The following is an 18070-nucleotide window of genomic DNA, read 5'->3' on the forward strand; positions in this document are numbered from 1 at the left end:
GTGCTTGTTTTAGAAGGTAAATGCGAGTCTTGCATAGTAATAAGAACCTGCAAAGCCCATTTGTACGGCATCCCAGTACCCGCCTGAATCAGACCAGTCATCTTGTTGGTCAGGATACACATTAAACAGATTGTTACCACCTACACTTAGTTTTAAACTTTCAGATAGTTCAAACCCAAAATTTAGATCGGTAACTATTTTTGCACTATACCTATCGGTTGCTCCATCTAATAAATCGGCTTGCGAAGAATAACCTAAATCAGCAAAATCCTCGAAAATCTGGTAGTCAATGAGTTCTATTTCACTAAAACGGGTAAAGCTTAGTGCAGCATCAAACCAACCTTTTGTGTAGTTTAGGTTTAAGTTCAATTTACTATCAGGTGCAGAGGCCAATAAGAAACCTTTGTCACGCTCACCAAAGAAAGTGCTTTCATCCAAACTTCCGTTATTTACATTATCAATCTTCATATCATTGAAGTTGGCCAAAAAGGTTACGCCAAATGAACTATCTTCCGAAAGCGTGTTTTTGTAAGCCAAAATAACATCAAGACCTGAAGTTTGAGTATCTACACCGTTTACAAAGAATTGAGCCGAATTTACATTGGGTATCTGCGGTGCAGGGAAATCTCCCGTAAGTACAATACGGTCTTTAATTTTTATATAGTAACCATCTACCGTTGCGGTAAAGTTACCGGCTTTGGCGGTGAAGCCTAGTGCGGCATTAAATGCTTTTTCTTCTTTTAATGGCCCTATACCGAAAGAAGCGGTAACCGGACTGTTATTTGGAGAAAGAAGCGATTCCGAAGCTACACCACCAATAAAGTTCGTGAACTTAAGGTTGTAGTAGATTTGCGCTAATGAAGGTGCTCTAAAACCTGAACTAACGGAACCTCTTATGTTAATGTTCTCGGATGCTTTTAATCTTGCCGCCAACTTACCGTTAGTGGTACTACCAAAATCACTAAAATACTCAAAACGAGCGGCACCACTTACCAAGAATTTTTCGGTAACGTCCAGTTCTAAATCTCCATAAAGTGAAACGTTGCTTCTGCTTCGGTCTACTTCGTTGGCAGGACTATAACCAGGGAAACCTTGTGAGCCTCCAGGTCTTTGATTGCCCGTTATCGGATCCGTAGGAATGGTCTGTGTGGCAGGGTTTGTAATTAGCACACCATCTACATCAAAAGTTCCGTATGACGAGGCCTCACCTGCAAAAATCTCAAAATTCTCGGTTTTGTACTCTGCACCAAAGGCTAGGTTCATACCAGACATGATATCTTCATAAAACTTAGAAACATCCAAGTTGGTTACGTTTTGGCTAAGGCTGTGTCCACCAGCGTCGAAATCTGTAGGTGACGTTTCTTCAAGAGAAGCATTTAAAGAACCTTTAATGAAGTAATGGAACAAATTCTTTCCGAAAGTGTTACTTATATCTACGTTCCAACCGTTTTCCATTTCAGTTCGTACCCCAACAGCAACAGAGTTATCAATAATGTTAGAAGTGATACGCGGTGTAAAAGCATTAGGGTAAATACTTACTACATTACGTTCCGTGGGATTGTTCCGGGTAAAGGCAAAGGCATCTGTATCTCTATAGTTCCTGCCTCCAAAAGCGTAGATTTCCGTATTATCCGTAACCGGAATGTTTATGTTTCCAAAGAAATTAAACCCATCTATAGCAGCCTCGCCAAAGCCCCTTCTAAAATCAAAACCAGGTCTTAGAATTTTATTTTTGGCTATGTACTCCGTAGTAAAGTTGGCGTAACCTTCTTCACCGATCTTAACACCATAATTAGCAGCGAATTTTATAGACCCACCGTCAAAGTTTTGATCGTCACCTATGGCGTTTCCATCTCTTTCCGTGTCTAGTCGGTTACCGTCTGTGTTGGGTGTCCCATCAGGGAAATCTCCTTGGGCATTGGTACTATAGGCACCATAGCTAATAGACCCGGAAAGTTCATCCGTTCTATCTTTTAGTACAATATTAATAACACCGGCAATGGCATCCGAGCCATACTGTGCAGATGCACCGTCCCTTAAGATTTCTATTCTTTTAATTGCAGACGATGGAATGGCATTAAGATCGGTACCCGTGTTGCCTCTACCACGTGTTCCAAATACGTTGATCAATGAAGATTGGTGTCTTCTTTTCCCGTTGATCAGAACCAAGGTTTGGTCAGGACCCAGACCACGTAAAGAAGCGGGGTCAATATGATCTGCTCCATCGGATCCGGACTGTTTGTTCGCATTAAAAGAGGGTGCCGCATATTGTAATAATTGGTTTACCTCAATTTTACCCGTTTTGGAAACCACATCCTCCATAGGAATTACGTCAACTGCGGTAGCTGTCTCCGTAGAAGTCCTGTTGGGGTTTCTTGAGCCCACAATAACCACATTGTCTAACTGGGCTGCAGCTTCGTTCAAGGTAATGTTAAAAGAACTTTTTCCGGCAATGGCCACTTCCAAGGTTTCGTACCCAATATAAGATACAACAAGAAGAGCGGTGTCATCTGGAGCGGTAATGGTAAAATTACCGTCAAAGTCGGTTTGTGCTCCTGTTGTGGTCCCTTTGATTACGACACTCGCTCCGGAGAGGGGTTCGCCGGATGCATCCTTAACGGTACCTTGAATCTCCCTTTGGGGTAAACTGGGGGCTTCTGTTTTCTTGGTGAGTACAATTTGCTTTCCGTTTATCTTAAAATCGAAATTGGCCTTTTTAGAAAGCTTGGTCAATACCTGTTCAAGTGCTTCCTCTTTGGCGTGAAACGAAATCTTTCTGGTATCGTCTATCTCTTTTGTATTGTAGAAAAAACGATATTGGGTTTGCGTTTTTATTTCGTTCAAGATGTTTTTTAGCGGCGTATTCTCATAATCCAACTCAATCTTTTTTTGAGATGTTGTGCCCGCGCTCACCTGAAAAACAATAAAGAACAGCGAAAACAAATTGAGCATGGTCTTTAGATTTAGTTGCTTGAGGCGCTTGGTGGCCCGAGCACTGTGTTTTTGGTTTTTTTTCATGATCATTGTGAATTTGATAGTTACTAATTAGTTGTTTTTGTTTATAAATGAGAGTGTTACATTAGCTTTTGCTTTTTATGGTTATTGTGTTTTGATTTATTGTATAATTAAATGGAGTGCTAAGTGAAATTGTATTGAGTATAGACTCTATGCTTTCGTTTTCAAATTCGCCTTTAAAGACTTCATTGTTTAGATGTTGTGCGTTATTTTGAAATTTTACTTGATGAATCCTTTCAAGTTTGACCAGGATTTCGGAAAACTTAAGGTTATCAATAATTAGTTTGTTCTGCATCCAGGCGGTATAAAGCTCTGTCTGCACTTTTGCTTTGCTAAAGTTACTTTCGGACTTTTTGTAATTGGCCTGGAAACTTGGGGTCAGGTTTATTTCGTTGCTAGGAGCGTTAGATTCGTTAATACTGACTTTGCCTTCTACTAATGTAGTAGCAATGGTTTCTTCGTTTTGGTATGACGAAACATTAAATTGTGTGCCTAGCACTTTAACGGTAAGACCTTGGGTCTTTACCAAAAATGGCTTTTTCTTGTTTTCGGTAACATCAAAAAAGCCTTCGCCCTCAAGAAAAACAGTTCTGTTTACTAAAGAATCATTATTAAAATTGGTAGGAAACTTTAGCCTGGAACCAGCGTTTAACCAAACAGAAGTGCCATCGGACAGTTTAAGTTTAAAGGTCTGTCCGTAGGGAATATAAATTTCGTTATAAACCACCGGCATAGATCTATTCTGGCTTTTAGACTGAAAGCTAAGTTCGCCTCTGTTTTTGTCGGCAATTATGTTTCCGTCCGCATCCGTCAATACCTCAGAACCATTACTGGATAGAATTTTGGTGCTGCCGTCTGCCAAAGTAATGGTTATGTGCTCAATGGGTTCTTGATCAGTATCAATGCCCGATACAATGGGTTCTGCCTTATTTGTTGAGAATGGAGGGTTCAGGAGCTCTAAGCCTCCCAGTACCAACAGTATGCCTAGAGTAGCAAAGGATAGGCCGTAAAGAAGCCGTTTTCTGTTGCGTTTTTTTGCTGAAATTCTAGCGTTAAAGGTTGAAAAGCCTTTTTCAAAATCAAAAGTTGAAGCGGTTTCTTTATTGTATTCCCTAATTCTCTTTTTAAAGATGCTTAAATTGACCTCATTTGCAGATACCCAGGTCTTTAGGTGTGTTTTCTCTTCGGAAGAAATAGTCCCGTCCAGCCATTTAGAAATTAGTTCGTGGTAATTCATAAATATTTACACCTTTTGACTTAATGATGCATAATTGTCAAAAAACCCCTACTTATGAATGATTTTTATTTAAATTTGAAAGAATACTATAAAGAATGAACGAACAGAAACTGGTCAAAAAGATGCAGAGCGGCAATGCCGAAGCGTACCGGTATTTGTTTTCCGAATACTATGATTGGTTGTGTAACTACATTTTTAAAATGTGTAACAATCGCTATTTAGCAGAGGATATTGTTCAGGATACTTTGGTGCATTTATGGGAAAAACGAGCTCAGTTACATATTAATGGTTCGGTAAAGAATTATTTGTTCAAATGTTGTTACAATCAATTTTTACAACACGTTAGAACAAAGAAAATAAACTTTGATACCTTGGATAAAATCAAATGGGAAGTTATTGCCGATACCGCTTTTGAGCGGGACAGGGTAGATGAGAAGCTAGAAAATCTAAACGTTCTTATTTCGCAGCTGCCACCACGGTGTAAAGAAGTTTTCGTGCAAAATAAGTTGGAAAAAAAGAAATACAAGCAGATTGCATTGGATATGGGTATTTCCATTAAGACGGTAGAAAACCAAATGTCTAAAGCGCTGCACTTTTTAAGACAGCATGCTACTACTTTCTTATTACTGAGTCTAACTTTTCTTTAAATTTCTTTTTAAGACATAGCTTGTATAAGCTCCAATGCCAAATTTCCATTTGGGTATTTTATCGCAAGTATTTACCCAATTGATAAGTGTTCCTAAATGAGCTGAGGAAATGTTTACTTGATCCCCTTTTTTATGAGTGAAGCCCAATCCTTTTTTACCACGATCCTCCGTAGGGGCGAACATGGTGCCTAAAAAGAGAACAAGGCCATCTGGGTATTGGTGGTTCTTGCCTATCACCTGAGAAACCAGATTTTCAGGAGTGCGACTGATCTCTTTCATTTTATTGCTTCCAGAGGTGGTAAAACCATCTTTTCCTTCCATGGCAAATTCCACATCGCAATTTTTAACATCATCTAGAGAGAAAGTGTCATCAAACAAACGGAACATAGGGCCTATGGCACAAGAACCATTCTGGTCTTTGGCCTCGCCCAGTAAAAGGGCGCTCCTGCCCTCATAATCACGAAGATTTACGTCATTACCCAATGTGGCGCCCACTATTTTCCCGGAAGAGGATACCGCAAGTACAATTTCCGGTTCGGGATTGTTCCATTTAGAACTTTTTAAAACACCTATTTCCGCACCAAAACCAACGGCGGATAACGGTTGGGCTTTTGTGAAAACCTCTGCGTCATTTCCTATACCTACTTCAAGATATTGAGACCAAAGACCTTTTTTTTGTAATTCTTCCTTGAGCTTCTCGGTCTCGGGAGAACCGGCTACTACTTTACTTAAATCATTGCCTAATGTGGCGTATATGGTCTGGCGGATGTCATTGGCCGCATGGGCATCTCCTTTGGCTCTTTCTTCAATGACTCTTTCCAGTAGGCTTTTGATAAAAGTAACACCACAAGCCTTTATAGCCTGAATATCATTTGGAGCAATGAAATATGGAATCTTGGGATTTCTATTGAAATACAGAGAGTTCTTAAGAATGTCCGTTACTTTACCAAGTTTGGGCAAATTGGTCAATGACTTTAATTTGGTGACGGGGTCTTTACTATTGATTAATTCGCTGGTAGAATTGTAATGTGCAGAAAGATCATAAACGTTTCCTTTTCTGGCTAGAACTACGTGGGGTCCGGCCACTCCATTATATGCTTTTTTTGATGGTACAGCGCATCTGCCTATCCATGTACCTGTTTCCGCCAATTGGGGGATAAGGGTGTTCAAGTCAATGTATTTCATTTTGTAGTATTGGTGGTCTTAGAAAATACGTAAATAAAGCTAGTTTGGATGTTTGTGCTTTTGGATGAAAACTAGGGCTTTCATTAAGATAGGTCTATTGAACAATAGAAAGATTACACGTATTATAGGAATTTAGAGATTGAGTACGAACTGCTCTAAATTCTAAATATAAATTGAAGCTCCTGCTGGGGACTGCGATAATTATGAAAGATGCAGGCTTTAGCGTGAGATTGACTATTAATGAAACTTTAGTTTAGAAAAACCTGGGAGCACATCAGGAAATCTCCGTGGATATGGTATGTTGAATAGGTTATGCTATAAACCTACTTGCAATTTTATGAAAATTAAATGGCCCTTCTACAGGGCCATATTTATGTTCGGTCAATCCAATGTTTTAGGGTTCTATAAGATTCCTATCATATCTAAAACGAGTGCCACCGGTACCGCTAATAAGATAAATACCAGACAGGCAATCATAATTCTAAGAAATCCATTGAGCATTTTTACTCCAAAAGTTAGCTCTTGTTCCATAAGTGTTAGATTTCTTTAAATTTAAGAAATTAATAAATATGAAGTTTAATTTTTGCGAATTATTTGACTTAACTGACTTATGTTTAGTATGTTTCTTGGTTGAAGTGTGTAATAAAAACGGTGAAACGTATCTTGGTTAAATGGAAATACCGATTATTCAGGTAATTTGCATCACTTTTTTAGAGGGAATCACAAGCTTATGAAAACCTGGATTCTTGCAAAAGGGGTAAATTTTAAATAGAAATTTACAGGAGCTTTCGAATGTGGTTCATGATTTCCGAGCTGGCCCCTTTATTTTTAGAAATGTAGCCTGCATTTATTTCGCCTGTCTTTTTTCGGAATTCGGGACTATCTAAGAATTTTTTCAACAGTTCGCCAAATGTCCATTGGTCTTTTATGGTGTAAATACCCTTCCGGTCTACTAAATCTTCCGCTTCTTTAAACCCTTCATAATGAGGTCCAATAATAACCGGTATCCCAAAAACAGCGGGTTCTAAGGTATTGTGCAATCCGGTAGAAAAAGCTCCGCCAACGTAGGCGATATCGGCATAACTATAAATTTTTGTGAGCATCCCTATATTGTCAATAATTAACACATCATAATCGCGAAGATTGTTGTTGTCAATTTTTGAGTAGAGTGTGGTTTTTTTTGTAAATGCACCGGCAAGGCCCAAAATTTTATCCTTTTTTATAGTATGTGGGGCTAGTACGTACTTTAAGTTTTTAGGAGCATGGTTGATGTGGTCTATTAATATGGTTTCATCTTCGGGCCAAGTGCTTCCGGCAACAAAACATAGTTTGTCGTTTTTAAAGACTTCCATAAAATCCAAGGTGTTATCTCTATCCAAAATTTCGGAAACACGATCTAAGCGAGTGTCCCCACTAGTTTCGGTATTGGTTATTCCAATGGATTTCAATAGTTTTTTTGAATTTTCGTCCTGAACAAAATAGGCCGAGAATTTTTTTAGTGTATTTCTCATAAATCCACCGTAAGGCTTAAAGTAAACTTGGCTTTTTTTGAACAAGGCAGAAATTAAAATGGTCGGGACTTTGTTGGCTTCCAATGCCCTTACATAGTTAGGCCAAATCTCATATTTTATAAAAATGGCCAAGTCCGGATGTACGGATTTTATGAAGCGAGATGCATTTTTTTTGGTGTCCATGGGCAAGTAGGCCACAACATCTGCTGCTGAAGTATTCTTTTTTACCTCGTATCCTGATGGAGAAAAAAAGGTGAGTACAATTTTATGGGTAGGGTATTCTTTTTTTAGCTTTTCTATAATAGGTAGCCCTTGCTCAAATTCACCTAGTGAAGCGGCGTGTACCCAAAGTGTTTTGTCTTCTTTGGAAATAGCGTTGTCCAGTAGGTAAAAGGAATGCTTTCGGCCGTTTACGAACAACTTTAATTTAGAATTGAAATGGGCCAGAATTTTCAGGAAGAACCAAGAAATCTGAACAATCACATTATAGATGCTATGCACTGATTCATATTTTGGGCTAAATTACACTTCTTTACATAAAATTGTACTGCTTGGTTTCGTATTTTTGCACAGATTTATATAATTCATGGCAATGAAAAAAATTCAAATGGTCGACTTGGGAGGCCAGTACGAAGGAATAAAAGAACAGGTAAATTCGGCTATAGCTACTATAATGGAAACTTCGGCCTTTATAAACGGTCCGGAAGTACAGTCGTTTCAAAAGGAGTTGGAAGAATACTTAGGTGTAAAACACGTTATTCCCTGTGCCAATGGTACGGATGCTTTGCAGATTGCCATGATGGGCTTGGGGCTCCAGCCTGGAGATGAGGTAATTACTGCAGACTTTACTTTTGCTGCCACCGTAGAGGTAATTGCCCTTTTGCAATTAACACCGGTGTTGGTAGATGTGGAGCCAGATTCGTTCAATATAGATATTACGGCTGTTGAAAAGGCCATAACGCCTAAAACCAAAGCTATTGTTCCGGTTCATTTGTTTGGGCAGTGTGCCAATATGGATGCTATTATGCAATTGGCGGAACAACATAACCTATATGTTATAGAAGATAATGCACAAGCTATTGGGGCTGATTATTTGTTCGATAATGGGGGTAAACAAAAAGCTGGAACCATAGGTCATGTGGGTGCTACTTCTTTCTTTCCCTCAAAGAATTTAGGGGCATATGGAGATGGAGGAGCAATCTTTACCAATGATGATGAATTGGCGCATACATTAAGAGGTGTTGTAAACCATGGTATGTATGAGCGCTACCATCATGATGTGGTAGGGGTCAATTCTAGATTGGATTCTATACAGGCTGCGGTGCTTCGTGCAAAACTGCCAAAGTTAGATGAGTACTGTGACCGCAGGAGACAAGCGGCCAGAAGTTATAATTCCGCTTTTAAGGGGCAAGAACATATTATTACGCCTGTAACGACCAAGTGTAAAAATGAGATTTGCCAAGATTGTACCTGTCACGTATTTCATCAGTATACATTAAGGGTCACCAACGGAAAACGAGATGCTTTGGTAAAGCATTTGGCCGAGAACGATATTCCTTGCGGGGTTTATTACCCTATTCCCTTACACAAGCAAAAAGCCTATGCGGATGAGCGTTATAATGAAGCAGATTTTCAGGTGACGAACCAATTGGTGAAAGAAGTTATTTCATTGCCTATGCATACAGAGCTGGATGATGAGCAAATAGATTTTATTACAACAACAGTTTTAAATTTTGTAAATGGTTAAGAGTGCTTTCGCTTCTTAATCATGGATTTTTAAAAACGAATTAGATTATAAATTACAGAAGGAACCGAATAGGTGTTTTATAGGTTTCGAAAAAATTGAACTATGAAAATATTAGTGACCGGCGGGCTCGGCTTTATTGGATCGCATACAGTTGTAGAACTTCAGAACAAGGGGTTTGAGGTGATAATAATAGATGATTGTTCTAATTCATCCGAAAAAGTATTGGAGGGTATTTCTTCAATAACCGGTAAAATGCCACTTTTTGAAAAAATAGACTTAAAGGAAAAGGCAAAGGTTGAAGATTTTTTCAGAAGACATCAGGATATTGAAGGGGTAATTCACTTTGCAGCCTCAAAAGCAGTTGGTGAAAGTGTTGAGAAGCCTCTTCTGTATTACGAAAACAATATTGGTACACTGGTATACCTATTAAAAGAACTGTCTAAGAAAGACAATTCCAATTTTATATTTAGCTCTTCTTGTACGGTTTACGGTCAAGCCGATGAAATGCCTATTAGTGAGAAGGCACCGGTAAAACCGGCAGAATCTCCTTATGGTAATACCAAGCAGATGGGCGAAGAGATAATTCGCGATACCTGCGCTATTACGCCTGCATTGAATGCTATAGCGTTGCGCTATTTTAATCCTATGGGAGCGCACCCGAGCGCTAAAATTGGGGAGTTGCCTATTGGTGTGCCGCAAAATCTAGTGCCGTTTATTACGCAGACTGGTGTGGGCCTAAGAGAGCAATTATCTGTTTTTGGAGACGATTACCCTACTGAAGATGGCACTTGTGTTCGTGACTATATTTATGTAGTAGATTTAGCTCAAGCACACGTACAGGCACTACAACGGTTGTTGGATAATAAAAATGAAGATAACTACGAAGTCTTTAATCTAGGTACTGGAAAAGGAAGTTCAGTGTTAGAGGTAATACACAGTTTTGAAAAAGTTTCAGGAAAAAAGCTGAATTATAAAATTGTAGATAGAAGACCTGGTGATGTTATATCTGCTTATGCGGATACAAAGAAAGCAAATGAAGTTTTGGGCTGGAAAGCTCAATATACATTAGATGAAGCAATGAAATCCGCTTGGGAGTGGGAACAAAAAATTAGGGCTTAACCTAATTGTCTTGTGTTTTCTGTAACTAGAGTTTTTTTGTAAATCCAAAACCAACGTTACACTCAACAACGTAGTTAATATATGGTTTTGAATTTTTCCAATAGTACAGAATTGCTTGCAAATGCAGAAAAGAATGACCTTTATAAAAAGTTGGTTGCCCAATTGATAAAGGATTTTGGTCTTGCCAATATTCATATTGGCCTTAGTCCAGATGTACATCCGGAGGGTTTAAAAAGTGTCCTAAAGGAGAAAATATATCACCTTATCATGGAACGTTTTTCTGAATACCTCAATTTGCTCTACATTGTAGATGTTCCGGAGAAGGCCTTTAAAGAAATAACCGTCACCGATGTAGTTGAGGTAGCGGATCAAGTGGCCTTTCTCATATTAAAAAGAGAACTACAAAAGGTATGGCTTAAAAGTAAGTACTCCTAAAAGTAGACCCTCACAAAAGGAAGCCAGGCATTTGCATAGATACTCTTATTGTCATCATAGAGCAGGTTGTAGCTAATTCCAAGCGTAAAATTCCGGTCTGTATATCCCAGTCCTAGGAATAGTGCCGGAGACCAATAATTGTCTTCAATATCAGGAAAACCGTTAATAGAAATTGATCGGTTAATTCGTAATTGCTCTAATTCAGCAGAAATTTGAAGAAATGGTAAAGGGTTGTACAAAGAAAGGATGCTGCCGCCATAAGCGTACCTTTTGTCATTGTTCAATTTGGCATAGTTGAACGTTAAACTAACGCCACTGGAAAATTGATCGTTAAATTGATATATGGCACTAGGTGAGACAGAATGCATTAAAGCCACCATTGGTGAGTCCAAAACCTAGCCCGCCTCCAAATTTTACGTTATTCCAGAAGTCTGAAGGTGCAGAAGTGTTCTGTGCGGAACAATTTAATGCAGAAACGATAAGAAATAACCCTAAAAAAGTACTTTTTGGGATCTTATAAAGTTTTTTAATCATTATCTTTATTTTTTCAAAATTGCATACTAAGATACATCCCAGAAATGGGAAATATTGTATTTTTGTACCCATTTATTTGCATGACAGAGAATCTTCTATGGACAAATATTCCTTTCTAAATACCGCTCATACTTCTTTTTTTGCGGAATTATACGACAAGTATCTTATCAATCCCGACAGTGTAGAGCCTAGTTGGCGTGCCTTTTTTCAAGGTTTCGATTTTGGAACCGAATCTGCTCTTGATGGGTTGGATGTTGAGGCTTTAATAGCTGAGAATGGCGCACAGGGCGGTGCTGTACAGCAAATGCCGGAGTCGCTTCAAAAGGAGTTTCAGGTTATTCGCTTGATTGATGGTTACCGTAGCCGAGGACATTTGTTTACTAAAACAAACCCTGTTCGCGAACGTAGACAATATGAGCCTACACTGGATATTGAGAACTTTGGACTCTCACAAGGTGATATGGATACGGTTTTCAATGCTGGTGAGATTATTGGTATTGGAGCAAGTAGTCTAAAAGAAATTATTGATCATTTACAACATATTTATTGCGATGCCATTGGTGTTGAATATATGTATATACGTAAACCGGAGCGTGTTGAGTGGATTCAGAATTGGTTGAACGTAAATGACAATCACCCAAAATTTGATGCCGAGCACAAAAGACGGATTCTGAAAAAATTGAATCAGGCTGTTTCGTTCGAAGGTTTTTTGCATACTAAATATGTAGGTCAGAAACGATTTTCCCTAGAAGGTAATGAGTCATTGATTCCTGCTTTGGATGCTGTAGTGGAGCGTGCTGCCGAGCTTGGTGTAGAGCAGTTTGTTATGGGAATGGCCCACAGGGGGAGACTTAATGTACTTACCAATATTTTTGGAAAAGCCGCAAAGGATATCTTTAGCGAGTTTGATGGTAAGGATTATGAGCAAGAGATTTTTGATGGTGATGTAAAATACCATTTAGGCTGGACGTCCGAACGTAAAACGGATAACGGTAACAGAATAAAAATGAACATTGCACCCAATCCATCGCATTTGGAAACCGTTGGTGCCGTTGTAGAGGGTATAGCTCGTGCAAAACAAGATGCTCATTTTCCGGATGACTTTTCAAAAGTATTGCCAATAGTTGTGCATGGCGATGCGGCTATTGCAGGCCAAGGTCTTGTGTACGAGTTGGTTCAGATGGCTAATTTGGATGGCTATAAGACCAACGGAACTATTCATATGGTGGTCAATAACCAAATAGGTTTTACCACAAACTATTTAGATGCACGTACGTCTACCTACTGTACGGATGTGGGTAAAGTTACTTTAAGTCCTGTTCTGCATGTAAATGCAAATGATGCAGAAGCTGTGGTGCATGCCTCACTTTTTGCTCTGGAATACCGTATGCGTTTTAATAGAGATGTGTTTATTGATTTGCTAGGGTATAGGAAGTATGGTCATAATGAAGGTGATGAGCCTCGTTTTACACAACCTAAATTGTACAAGGCTATAGCTAAGCATCAAAATCCGCGTGATATATATGCGGAAAGATTGTTGGCGGAAGGAATTATAGAGGCCGACTATGTAAAAAAATTAGAAGAGGAATACAAGGCTTCTTTGGAAGAAGAGCTTGTAGATTCCCGTAAAGAAGATAAAACGGAAATCACTCCCTTTATGGCGGACGAATGGAAAGGTTTTTCCAATGTTCGTGAGTGGGAGATGATGGAGAAAGTAGATACCACTGTTGATAAGGAGGAGCTTACCAAGGTGGCAAAGGTAATCACACAACTGCCAAAGGATAAGAAATTCTTGCGTAAGGTAGAGAAATTGGTGAGAGACCGTAAAAACATGTTCTTCGAGACCGATAAGCTAGATTGGGCCATGGGCGAGTTATTAGCTTATGGTACTTTGTTGCAAGAGGGCTATGGTGTGCGTATGTCCGGTCAAGATGTGGAGCGTGGTACTTTTTCGCATAGACATGCCGTAATGAAGGTAGAGGAGAGTGAAGAAGAGGTAATGTTGTTAAATCATCTTAGTGACAAGCAAGCTAAGTTTCAGATTTACAACTCATTATTGTCCGAGTATGGTGTAGTTGGTTTTGATTATGGTTATGCCATGGCAAGTCCCAATACATTAACTATTTGGGAGGCGCAGTTTGGGGATTTTAGTAATGGTGCCCAAATTATGATAGACCAGTATATCTCTGCGGCAGAAGATAAGTGGAAACTACAGAACGGATTGGTAATGTTGCTTCCACATGGTTATGAAGGTCAAGGAGCGGAACATTCCTCTGCTCGTATGGAAAGATATTTGCAGCTTTGTGCAAGGGACAATATGTACATAGCAAATGTTTCAACTCCGGCTCAGATGTTCCATATTTTAAGAAGGCAGATGAAAGTTAATTTCAGAAAACCTCTTATCATATTTACGCCAAAAAGTTTATTGAGGCATCCAAAGGCAGTTTCGTCCGTAGATGAATTGGCAACCGGTAGTTTTCAAGAAGTTATAGATGATGCTTCCGTAACTGTAGAAAAGGTAAAGACTCTTGTGTTCTGTACCGGTAAATTTTATTATGATTTATTGGCGGTTAAAGAAGAGCAGAATAGGGAAGATGTGGCATTGGTTCGTGTAGAGCAATTGTTTCCGCTTCCGGCTGAAAAAATGAAAGAGATTATTGCAAAATATGACAAGGCGGACGATTTGGTGTGGGCACAGGAAGAGCCAAGAAACATGGGGGCTTGGAGTCATATGATGATGCATTTTAGTGATTCGCACAAATTCAGGGTAGCTTCAAGAAGATTTTATGCTTCTCCAGCGGCCGGTAGTGCGGTGCGTTCAAAAATGAGACATCAGCAAGTAATTGATTATGTATTCGATAAGTCAAAGAATAATATGTCAAAACCAATACCTAAACCTACTAACGATTAAGGTTTAGGCGATTTTAATAGTAAAGATAACACAGCAAATAAGTATAGCATGATATTAGAAATGAAAGTCCCATCTCCGGGTGAATCTATCACCGAAGTAGAAATTGCGGAATGGTTGGTAGAAGATGGTGATTACGTTGAAAAAGACCAGGCCATTGCCGAGGTGGATTCAGACAAGGCTACATTAGAACTTCCTGCTGAAGAAAGTGGGGTTATTACGCTAAAGGCCGAAGTTGGTGATGCTGTTGCCGTTGGTGCCGTAGTTTGTTTAATTGATACAGATGCTGCAAAACCAGAAGGGGCTGCTGCGGAAAAGGATTTAGCTGAAGATAAAAAAGCGGAGCCTAAAAAGGAAGAGGCAAAAGCGCCGCAACCTGCACAGGCAAAAGAAACGTATGCTTCAGGAGTAGCTTCTCCTGCTGCTAGAAAAATATTGAGTGAAAAAGGTATCGATTCTTCTGCTGTAAAAGGAAGCGGAAAAGATGGGCGTATCACTAAGGATGATGCTGTAAACGCTGTTCCTTCTATGGGTACACCTACCGGAGGAAGTAGGGGGGAGACGCGTTCAAAACTGTCCATGCTGCGCAGAAAAGTTGCGGAGCGTTTGGTTTCCGCTAAGAACGAAACAGCAATGCTTACCACCTTTAACGAGGTTGATATGTCTGCTATTTTTGAACTTAGAAAGCAATATAAAGATGATTTTAAAGCCAAGCATGGTGTAGGTTTAGGTTTTATGTCCTTTTTTACAAGAGCCGTAGTTCGTGCATTGGAAATGTATCCAGCGGTAAATTCAATGATCGATGGGAAGGAAATGGTTTCCTATGATTTCTGTGATATTAGTATTGCGGTTTCAGGTCCTAAAGGATTGATGGTTCCGGTAATTAGAAATGCAGAGAACCTTACTTTTAGGGGGGTTGAATCGGAAGTAAAAAGATTGGCTATTCGTGCCCGCGAAGGTGAAATCACTGTAGATGAAATGACCGGAGGTACATTTACTATTACTAATGGAGGTGTTTTTGGGTCAATGTTGTCCACACCAATTATCAATCCACCGCAAAGTGCCATTTTAGGAATGCACAACATTGTGGAAAGACCTATTGTTAGAGATGGGGCTATTGCTATTGCGCCTATAATGTATGTGGCCGTATCTTATGACCACCGTATTATTGATGGAAAAGAATCTGTAGGATTCTTGGTAGCGATTAAGGAAGCATTGGAAAATCCAGAAGAATTATTAATGGATGGTAATGTTAAGAAGGCTTTGGAAATGTAGAAAATACTATTCTTTATAATATATAACCCTAAAACTCTTAAATCTGTTAAAGAGTTTTAGGGTTTTTTCTTGTTGCGTAATTACGTTTTTGGGTACGTTGCCTACATTCTTAGATATACACAATATTTGTCATAATCAATGACTGCTTTTGCTTTCTTTAGGACATCTGCGCCTATGATTCCGTCTACCGGAAAACTGTTGTGTGCAGTTAGGGCTTGGTTTACATGAACTAAATCAAAAAGTACAATTTTTAATGTTTTCGCTTTCCAGTTGCCTATTTGAATTTTGTTTTTGTCAGATATAAGGGTTTCCATATCCGTGGCTCCCGCTCCTGCGGCTTTAATTTCAGACGCTTCGGAGGCAAGTCCAAATTGCTTTATTTTATCAATGCCAATACAGGTATTTGATGCTCCAGTGTCTAAAATGAACATTCCGGTAATGCCATTTATTTTGGCTGAAATTTCAAAGTGATCGGTTTTAGTGAGTTTTAACGGGATTTGGGTATACTTTTTTTTTCGTAGGAATCTTTTCAAAGAGGACATGTATTCTTTTTGTCAAAGATAAGGCTATTTTTGCGGCATGATACTAACGGATACCCACACACATTTATACAGTGAAGCTTTTGATGAGGATAGGGAAATTGCTATTGATAGGGCAATTGCCATTGGTGTAAAACGGTTTTTTATACCAGCTATTGATTCAACTTATACAAGTGCTATGTTGGCGCTAGAGAAATCATACCCGGAACATATTTTTTTGATGATGGGCTTGCATCCAACTCATGTAAAAGAGAATTACAAGGAAGAGTTGGGCCATGTAGAGGAGATGCTTGAACAACGAAATTTTTATGCCGTTGGTGAAATTGGCATTGATTTGTTTTGGGATAAAACCTTTTTAAAGGAGCAACAAGATGCTTTTAGGGTGCAGATTCAGTTGGCAAAAAAGTATAAATTGCCCATTGTTATCCATTGTCGTGATGCTTTTGATGAGGTTTTTGAGGTTTTGGAGAGTGAGAAAGGAGATGATTTGCATGGAATTTTCCATTGTTTTACGGGAAATTTGAAACAGGCCCAAAAAGCAATATCCTATAATATGAAGCTGGGTATTGGTGGTGTGGTTACTTTCAAAAATGGAAAAATAGATACATTTTTGGCTGAAATTCCACTGGAGCATATCGTTCTGGAGACCGATTCGCCTTACCTGGCTCCGGTGCCTTATCGTGGAAAACGAAACGAAAGTGCATACCTTATGAACGTGCTTGAAAAACTGGCCGATGTTTATAATGTGTCTACGGAGCTAATAGCAGATGTCACTACAGAAAATTCAAAGCAGGTATTTGGGGTTTAAAGCGTCCTGTTTATTCAGTATAAAAATAAATATGTAGGGTTTGGGAGATAAAAGTAACATCCTTTTAATATACACGGGCGGTACTATAGGTATGGTCAAGGATTATGAGTCGGGGGCGCTTAAGGCATTTAATTTTGATAAATTACTAAAGAATATACCCGAGTTAAAGCAGTTGGATTGTACCATTGATTCCGTTTCTTTTGAGGAACCGATAGATTCTTCCAATATGAACCCAAAGCATTGGGCAGAGATAGCTTCTATTGTAGAGGGTCATTATGATTCCCATGATGGGTTTGTGGTACTTCATGGTAGTGATACTATGAGTTATACAGCTTCTGCATTAAGTTTCATGTTGGAAAATTTGGCCAAGCCGGTCATTTTTACCGGATCGCAATTGCCCATTGGGGATTTGCGTACAGATGCAAAGGAAAATTTGATTACGTCCATTCAAATAGCGGCTTTGCAGCGAAAAAAAAGGCCTGTAGTGCAAGAGGTAGGCCTTTATTTTGAATATAAATTGTACAGGGCCAATCGTACCACCAAAATAAATGCGGAGCATTTTCAGGCGTTCGCATCATTAAATTACCCTGAATTGATTGAGTCCGGTGTTCATTTAAAGGTAAGTGAAGAATATTTGCTACCTTATGTGAGGCGCAAAAGGTTCAAGGTCCATAAAAATATGGATACCAATGTTGTGGTTTTGAAGCTTTTTCCAGGTATTGGGCCTGCTGTTTTGGAAAGTGTGGTGGCTATTCCGGGATTAAAAGGTTTAATTTTGGAAACATATGGAGCCGGAAATGCGCCAAATGAGCCTTGGGTCATAGATATTTTAGAAAAGGCAAAAGAAAATAATATTCATATTATAAATGTTACACAATGCTCGGGAGGTAGTGTTTCTATGGGGCGTTATGAAACAAGTAAACAGTTGGAGCGGCTGCAAGTTATTAATGGTAAAGACATTACGACCGAAGCTGCAATTGCCAAGTTAATGTACCTTTTGGGTAATAATGTATCGCCAAAATTGTTCAAGAGTATATTTGAGACTTCGCTACGTGGAGAGATTCAAGAAAATTAATAGTTTTAATTTCATCAACTAATATTTTTTTTGTT

16 protein-coding genes are annotated in these 18070 nt (G+C 39.0%); 9 read left to right on the forward strand and 7 right to left on the reverse strand.

All coding sequences use genetic code 11. The features are described 5' to 3' along the window. Positions 1-9 precede the first annotated feature (9 nt). Positions 10-3018, reverse strand: a complete 3009-nt coding sequence (locus SJY45_RS16025; RefSeq protein ID WP_400072038.1) for a TonB-dependent receptor domain-containing protein — start codon at positions 3016-3018, stop codon at positions 10-12. 61 nt (positions 3019-3079) lie between these two features. Next, positions 3080-4252 (reverse strand): FecR family protein, encoded by a 1173-nt coding sequence (locus tag SJY45_RS16030; protein ID WP_400072040.1) that lies wholly within the window; start codon positions 4250-4252, stop codon positions 3080-3082. Between the two features lie 95 nt (positions 4253-4347). On the opposite strand from SJY45_RS16030, the gene SJY45_RS16035 reads away from it, so the two are divergent. Continuing rightward, on the forward strand, positions 4348-4899 hold the full coding sequence (locus SJY45_RS16035) for an RNA polymerase sigma factor (RefSeq protein ID WP_400072042.1): 552 nt from the start codon (positions 4348-4350) through the stop codon (positions 4897-4899). Here SJY45_RS16035 and SJY45_RS16040 read toward each other — a convergent pair. Continuing rightward, complete coding sequence (locus SJY45_RS16040) at positions 4885-6084, reverse strand: fumarylacetoacetate hydrolase family protein (protein WP_400072044.1); 1200 nt, start codon at positions 6082-6084, stop codon at positions 4885-4887. The two genes, SJY45_RS16035 and SJY45_RS16040, sit on opposite strands and share 15 nt — an antisense overlap. A 337-nt stretch (positions 6085-6421) precedes the next feature. Between SJY45_RS16040 and SJY45_RS16045 the strand changes: the two genes are divergently transcribed. Next, entirely contained in the window at positions 6422-6634 is a 213-nt protein-coding gene (locus SJY45_RS16045; RefSeq protein ID WP_400072046.1) for a hypothetical protein, read from the forward strand. A gap of 226 nt (positions 6635-6860) precedes the next feature. Here the strand turns inward: SJY45_RS16045 and SJY45_RS16050 are convergent, their stop codons facing one another. Continuing rightward, the gene (locus tag SJY45_RS16050) at positions 6861-8096 is read right to left on the reverse strand and encodes a 3-deoxy-D-manno-octulosonic acid transferase (RefSeq protein ID WP_400072048.1); all 1236 of its coding nucleotides are present in this window, start codon (positions 8094-8096) and stop codon (positions 6861-6863) included. 91 nt (positions 8097-8187) lie between these two features. On the opposite strand from SJY45_RS16050, the gene SJY45_RS16055 reads away from it, so the two are divergent. The 3 genes from SJY45_RS16055 (at position 8188) to SJY45_RS16065 (ending at position 10896) form a co-directional block, all read left to right on the forward strand. After that, positions 8188-9342 carry a DegT/DnrJ/EryC1/StrS family aminotransferase gene (locus SJY45_RS16055; RefSeq protein ID WP_400072050.1) on the forward strand — a complete coding sequence of 385 codons (1155 nt, stop codon included), beginning with the start codon at positions 8188-8190 and terminating at the stop codon, positions 9340-9342. Between the two features lie 102 nt (positions 9343-9444). Further along, positions 9445-10461, forward strand: a complete 1017-nt coding sequence (gene galE / locus SJY45_RS16060; protein ID WP_400072052.1) for a UDP-glucose 4-epimerase GalE — start codon at positions 9445-9447, stop codon at positions 10459-10461. Positions 10462-10542: 81 nt separating this feature from the next. Continuing rightward, positions 10543-10896 carry a hypothetical protein gene (locus SJY45_RS16065; RefSeq protein ID WP_215438556.1) on the forward strand — a complete coding sequence of 118 codons (354 nt, stop codon included), beginning with the start codon at positions 10543-10545 and terminating at the stop codon, positions 10894-10896. On the opposite strand, the gene SJY45_RS16070 is transcribed toward SJY45_RS16065, so the two are convergent. Both SJY45_RS16070 and SJY45_RS16075 read right to left on the reverse strand, forming a co-directional pair. Further along, positions 10893-11264: an alpha-ketoglutarate decarboxylase gene (locus SJY45_RS16070; RefSeq protein WP_400072054.1), complete on the reverse strand. Its 372-nt coding sequence runs from the start codon at positions 11262-11264 to the stop codon at positions 10893-10895. The two genes, SJY45_RS16065 and SJY45_RS16070, sit on opposite strands and share 4 nt — an antisense overlap. Beyond that, positions 11245-11430, reverse strand: a complete 186-nt coding sequence (locus SJY45_RS16075) for a hypothetical protein (protein WP_400072056.1) — start codon at positions 11428-11430, stop codon at positions 11245-11247. Before SJY45_RS16075 ends, SJY45_RS16070 begins: the two co-directional genes overlap by 20 nt. Positions 11431-11527: 97 nt before the next feature. On the opposite strand from SJY45_RS16075, the gene SJY45_RS16080 reads away from it, so the two are divergent. Both SJY45_RS16080 and odhB read left to right on the forward strand, forming a co-directional pair. Continuing rightward, positions 11528-14341 carry a 2-oxoglutarate dehydrogenase E1 component gene (locus SJY45_RS16080; protein WP_400072058.1) on the forward strand — a complete coding sequence of 938 codons (2814 nt, stop codon included), beginning with the start codon at positions 11528-11530 and terminating at the stop codon, positions 14339-14341. Positions 14342-14389: 48 nt separating this feature from the next. Then, positions 14390-15613, forward strand: coding sequence for a 2-oxoglutarate dehydrogenase complex dihydrolipoyllysine-residue succinyltransferase (gene odhB / locus SJY45_RS16085; RefSeq protein ID WP_400072060.1), 1224 nt, complete (start codon positions 14390-14392; stop codon positions 15611-15613). Positions 15614-15714: 101 nt separating this feature from the next. Here the strand turns inward: odhB and SJY45_RS16090 are convergent, their stop codons facing one another. Continuing rightward, entirely contained in the window at positions 15715-16155 is a 441-nt protein-coding gene (locus tag SJY45_RS16090; protein WP_400072062.1) for a TIGR02281 family clan AA aspartic protease, read from the reverse strand. A 37-nt stretch (positions 16156-16192) separates the two neighbouring features. Here SJY45_RS16090 and SJY45_RS16095 point away from each other — a divergent pair, with 37 nt between their 5' ends. Beyond that, the gene (locus SJY45_RS16095) at positions 16193-16960 is read left to right on the forward strand and encodes a TatD family hydrolase (protein ID WP_400072064.1); all 768 of its coding nucleotides are present in this window, start codon (positions 16193-16195) and stop codon (positions 16958-16960) included. A 40-nt stretch (positions 16961-17000) separates the two neighbouring features. Continuing rightward, positions 17001-18035 carry an asparaginase gene (locus SJY45_RS16100; protein ID WP_400072066.1) on the forward strand — a complete coding sequence of 345 codons (1035 nt, stop codon included), beginning with the start codon at positions 17001-17003 and terminating at the stop codon, positions 18033-18035. Positions 18036-18070 lie beyond the last annotated feature (35 nt).

The organism is Zobellia russellii (assembly GCF_044597075.1).
Classification (GTDB): Bacteria; Bacteroidota; Bacteroidia; order Flavobacteriales; family Flavobacteriaceae; genus Zobellia; species Zobellia russellii.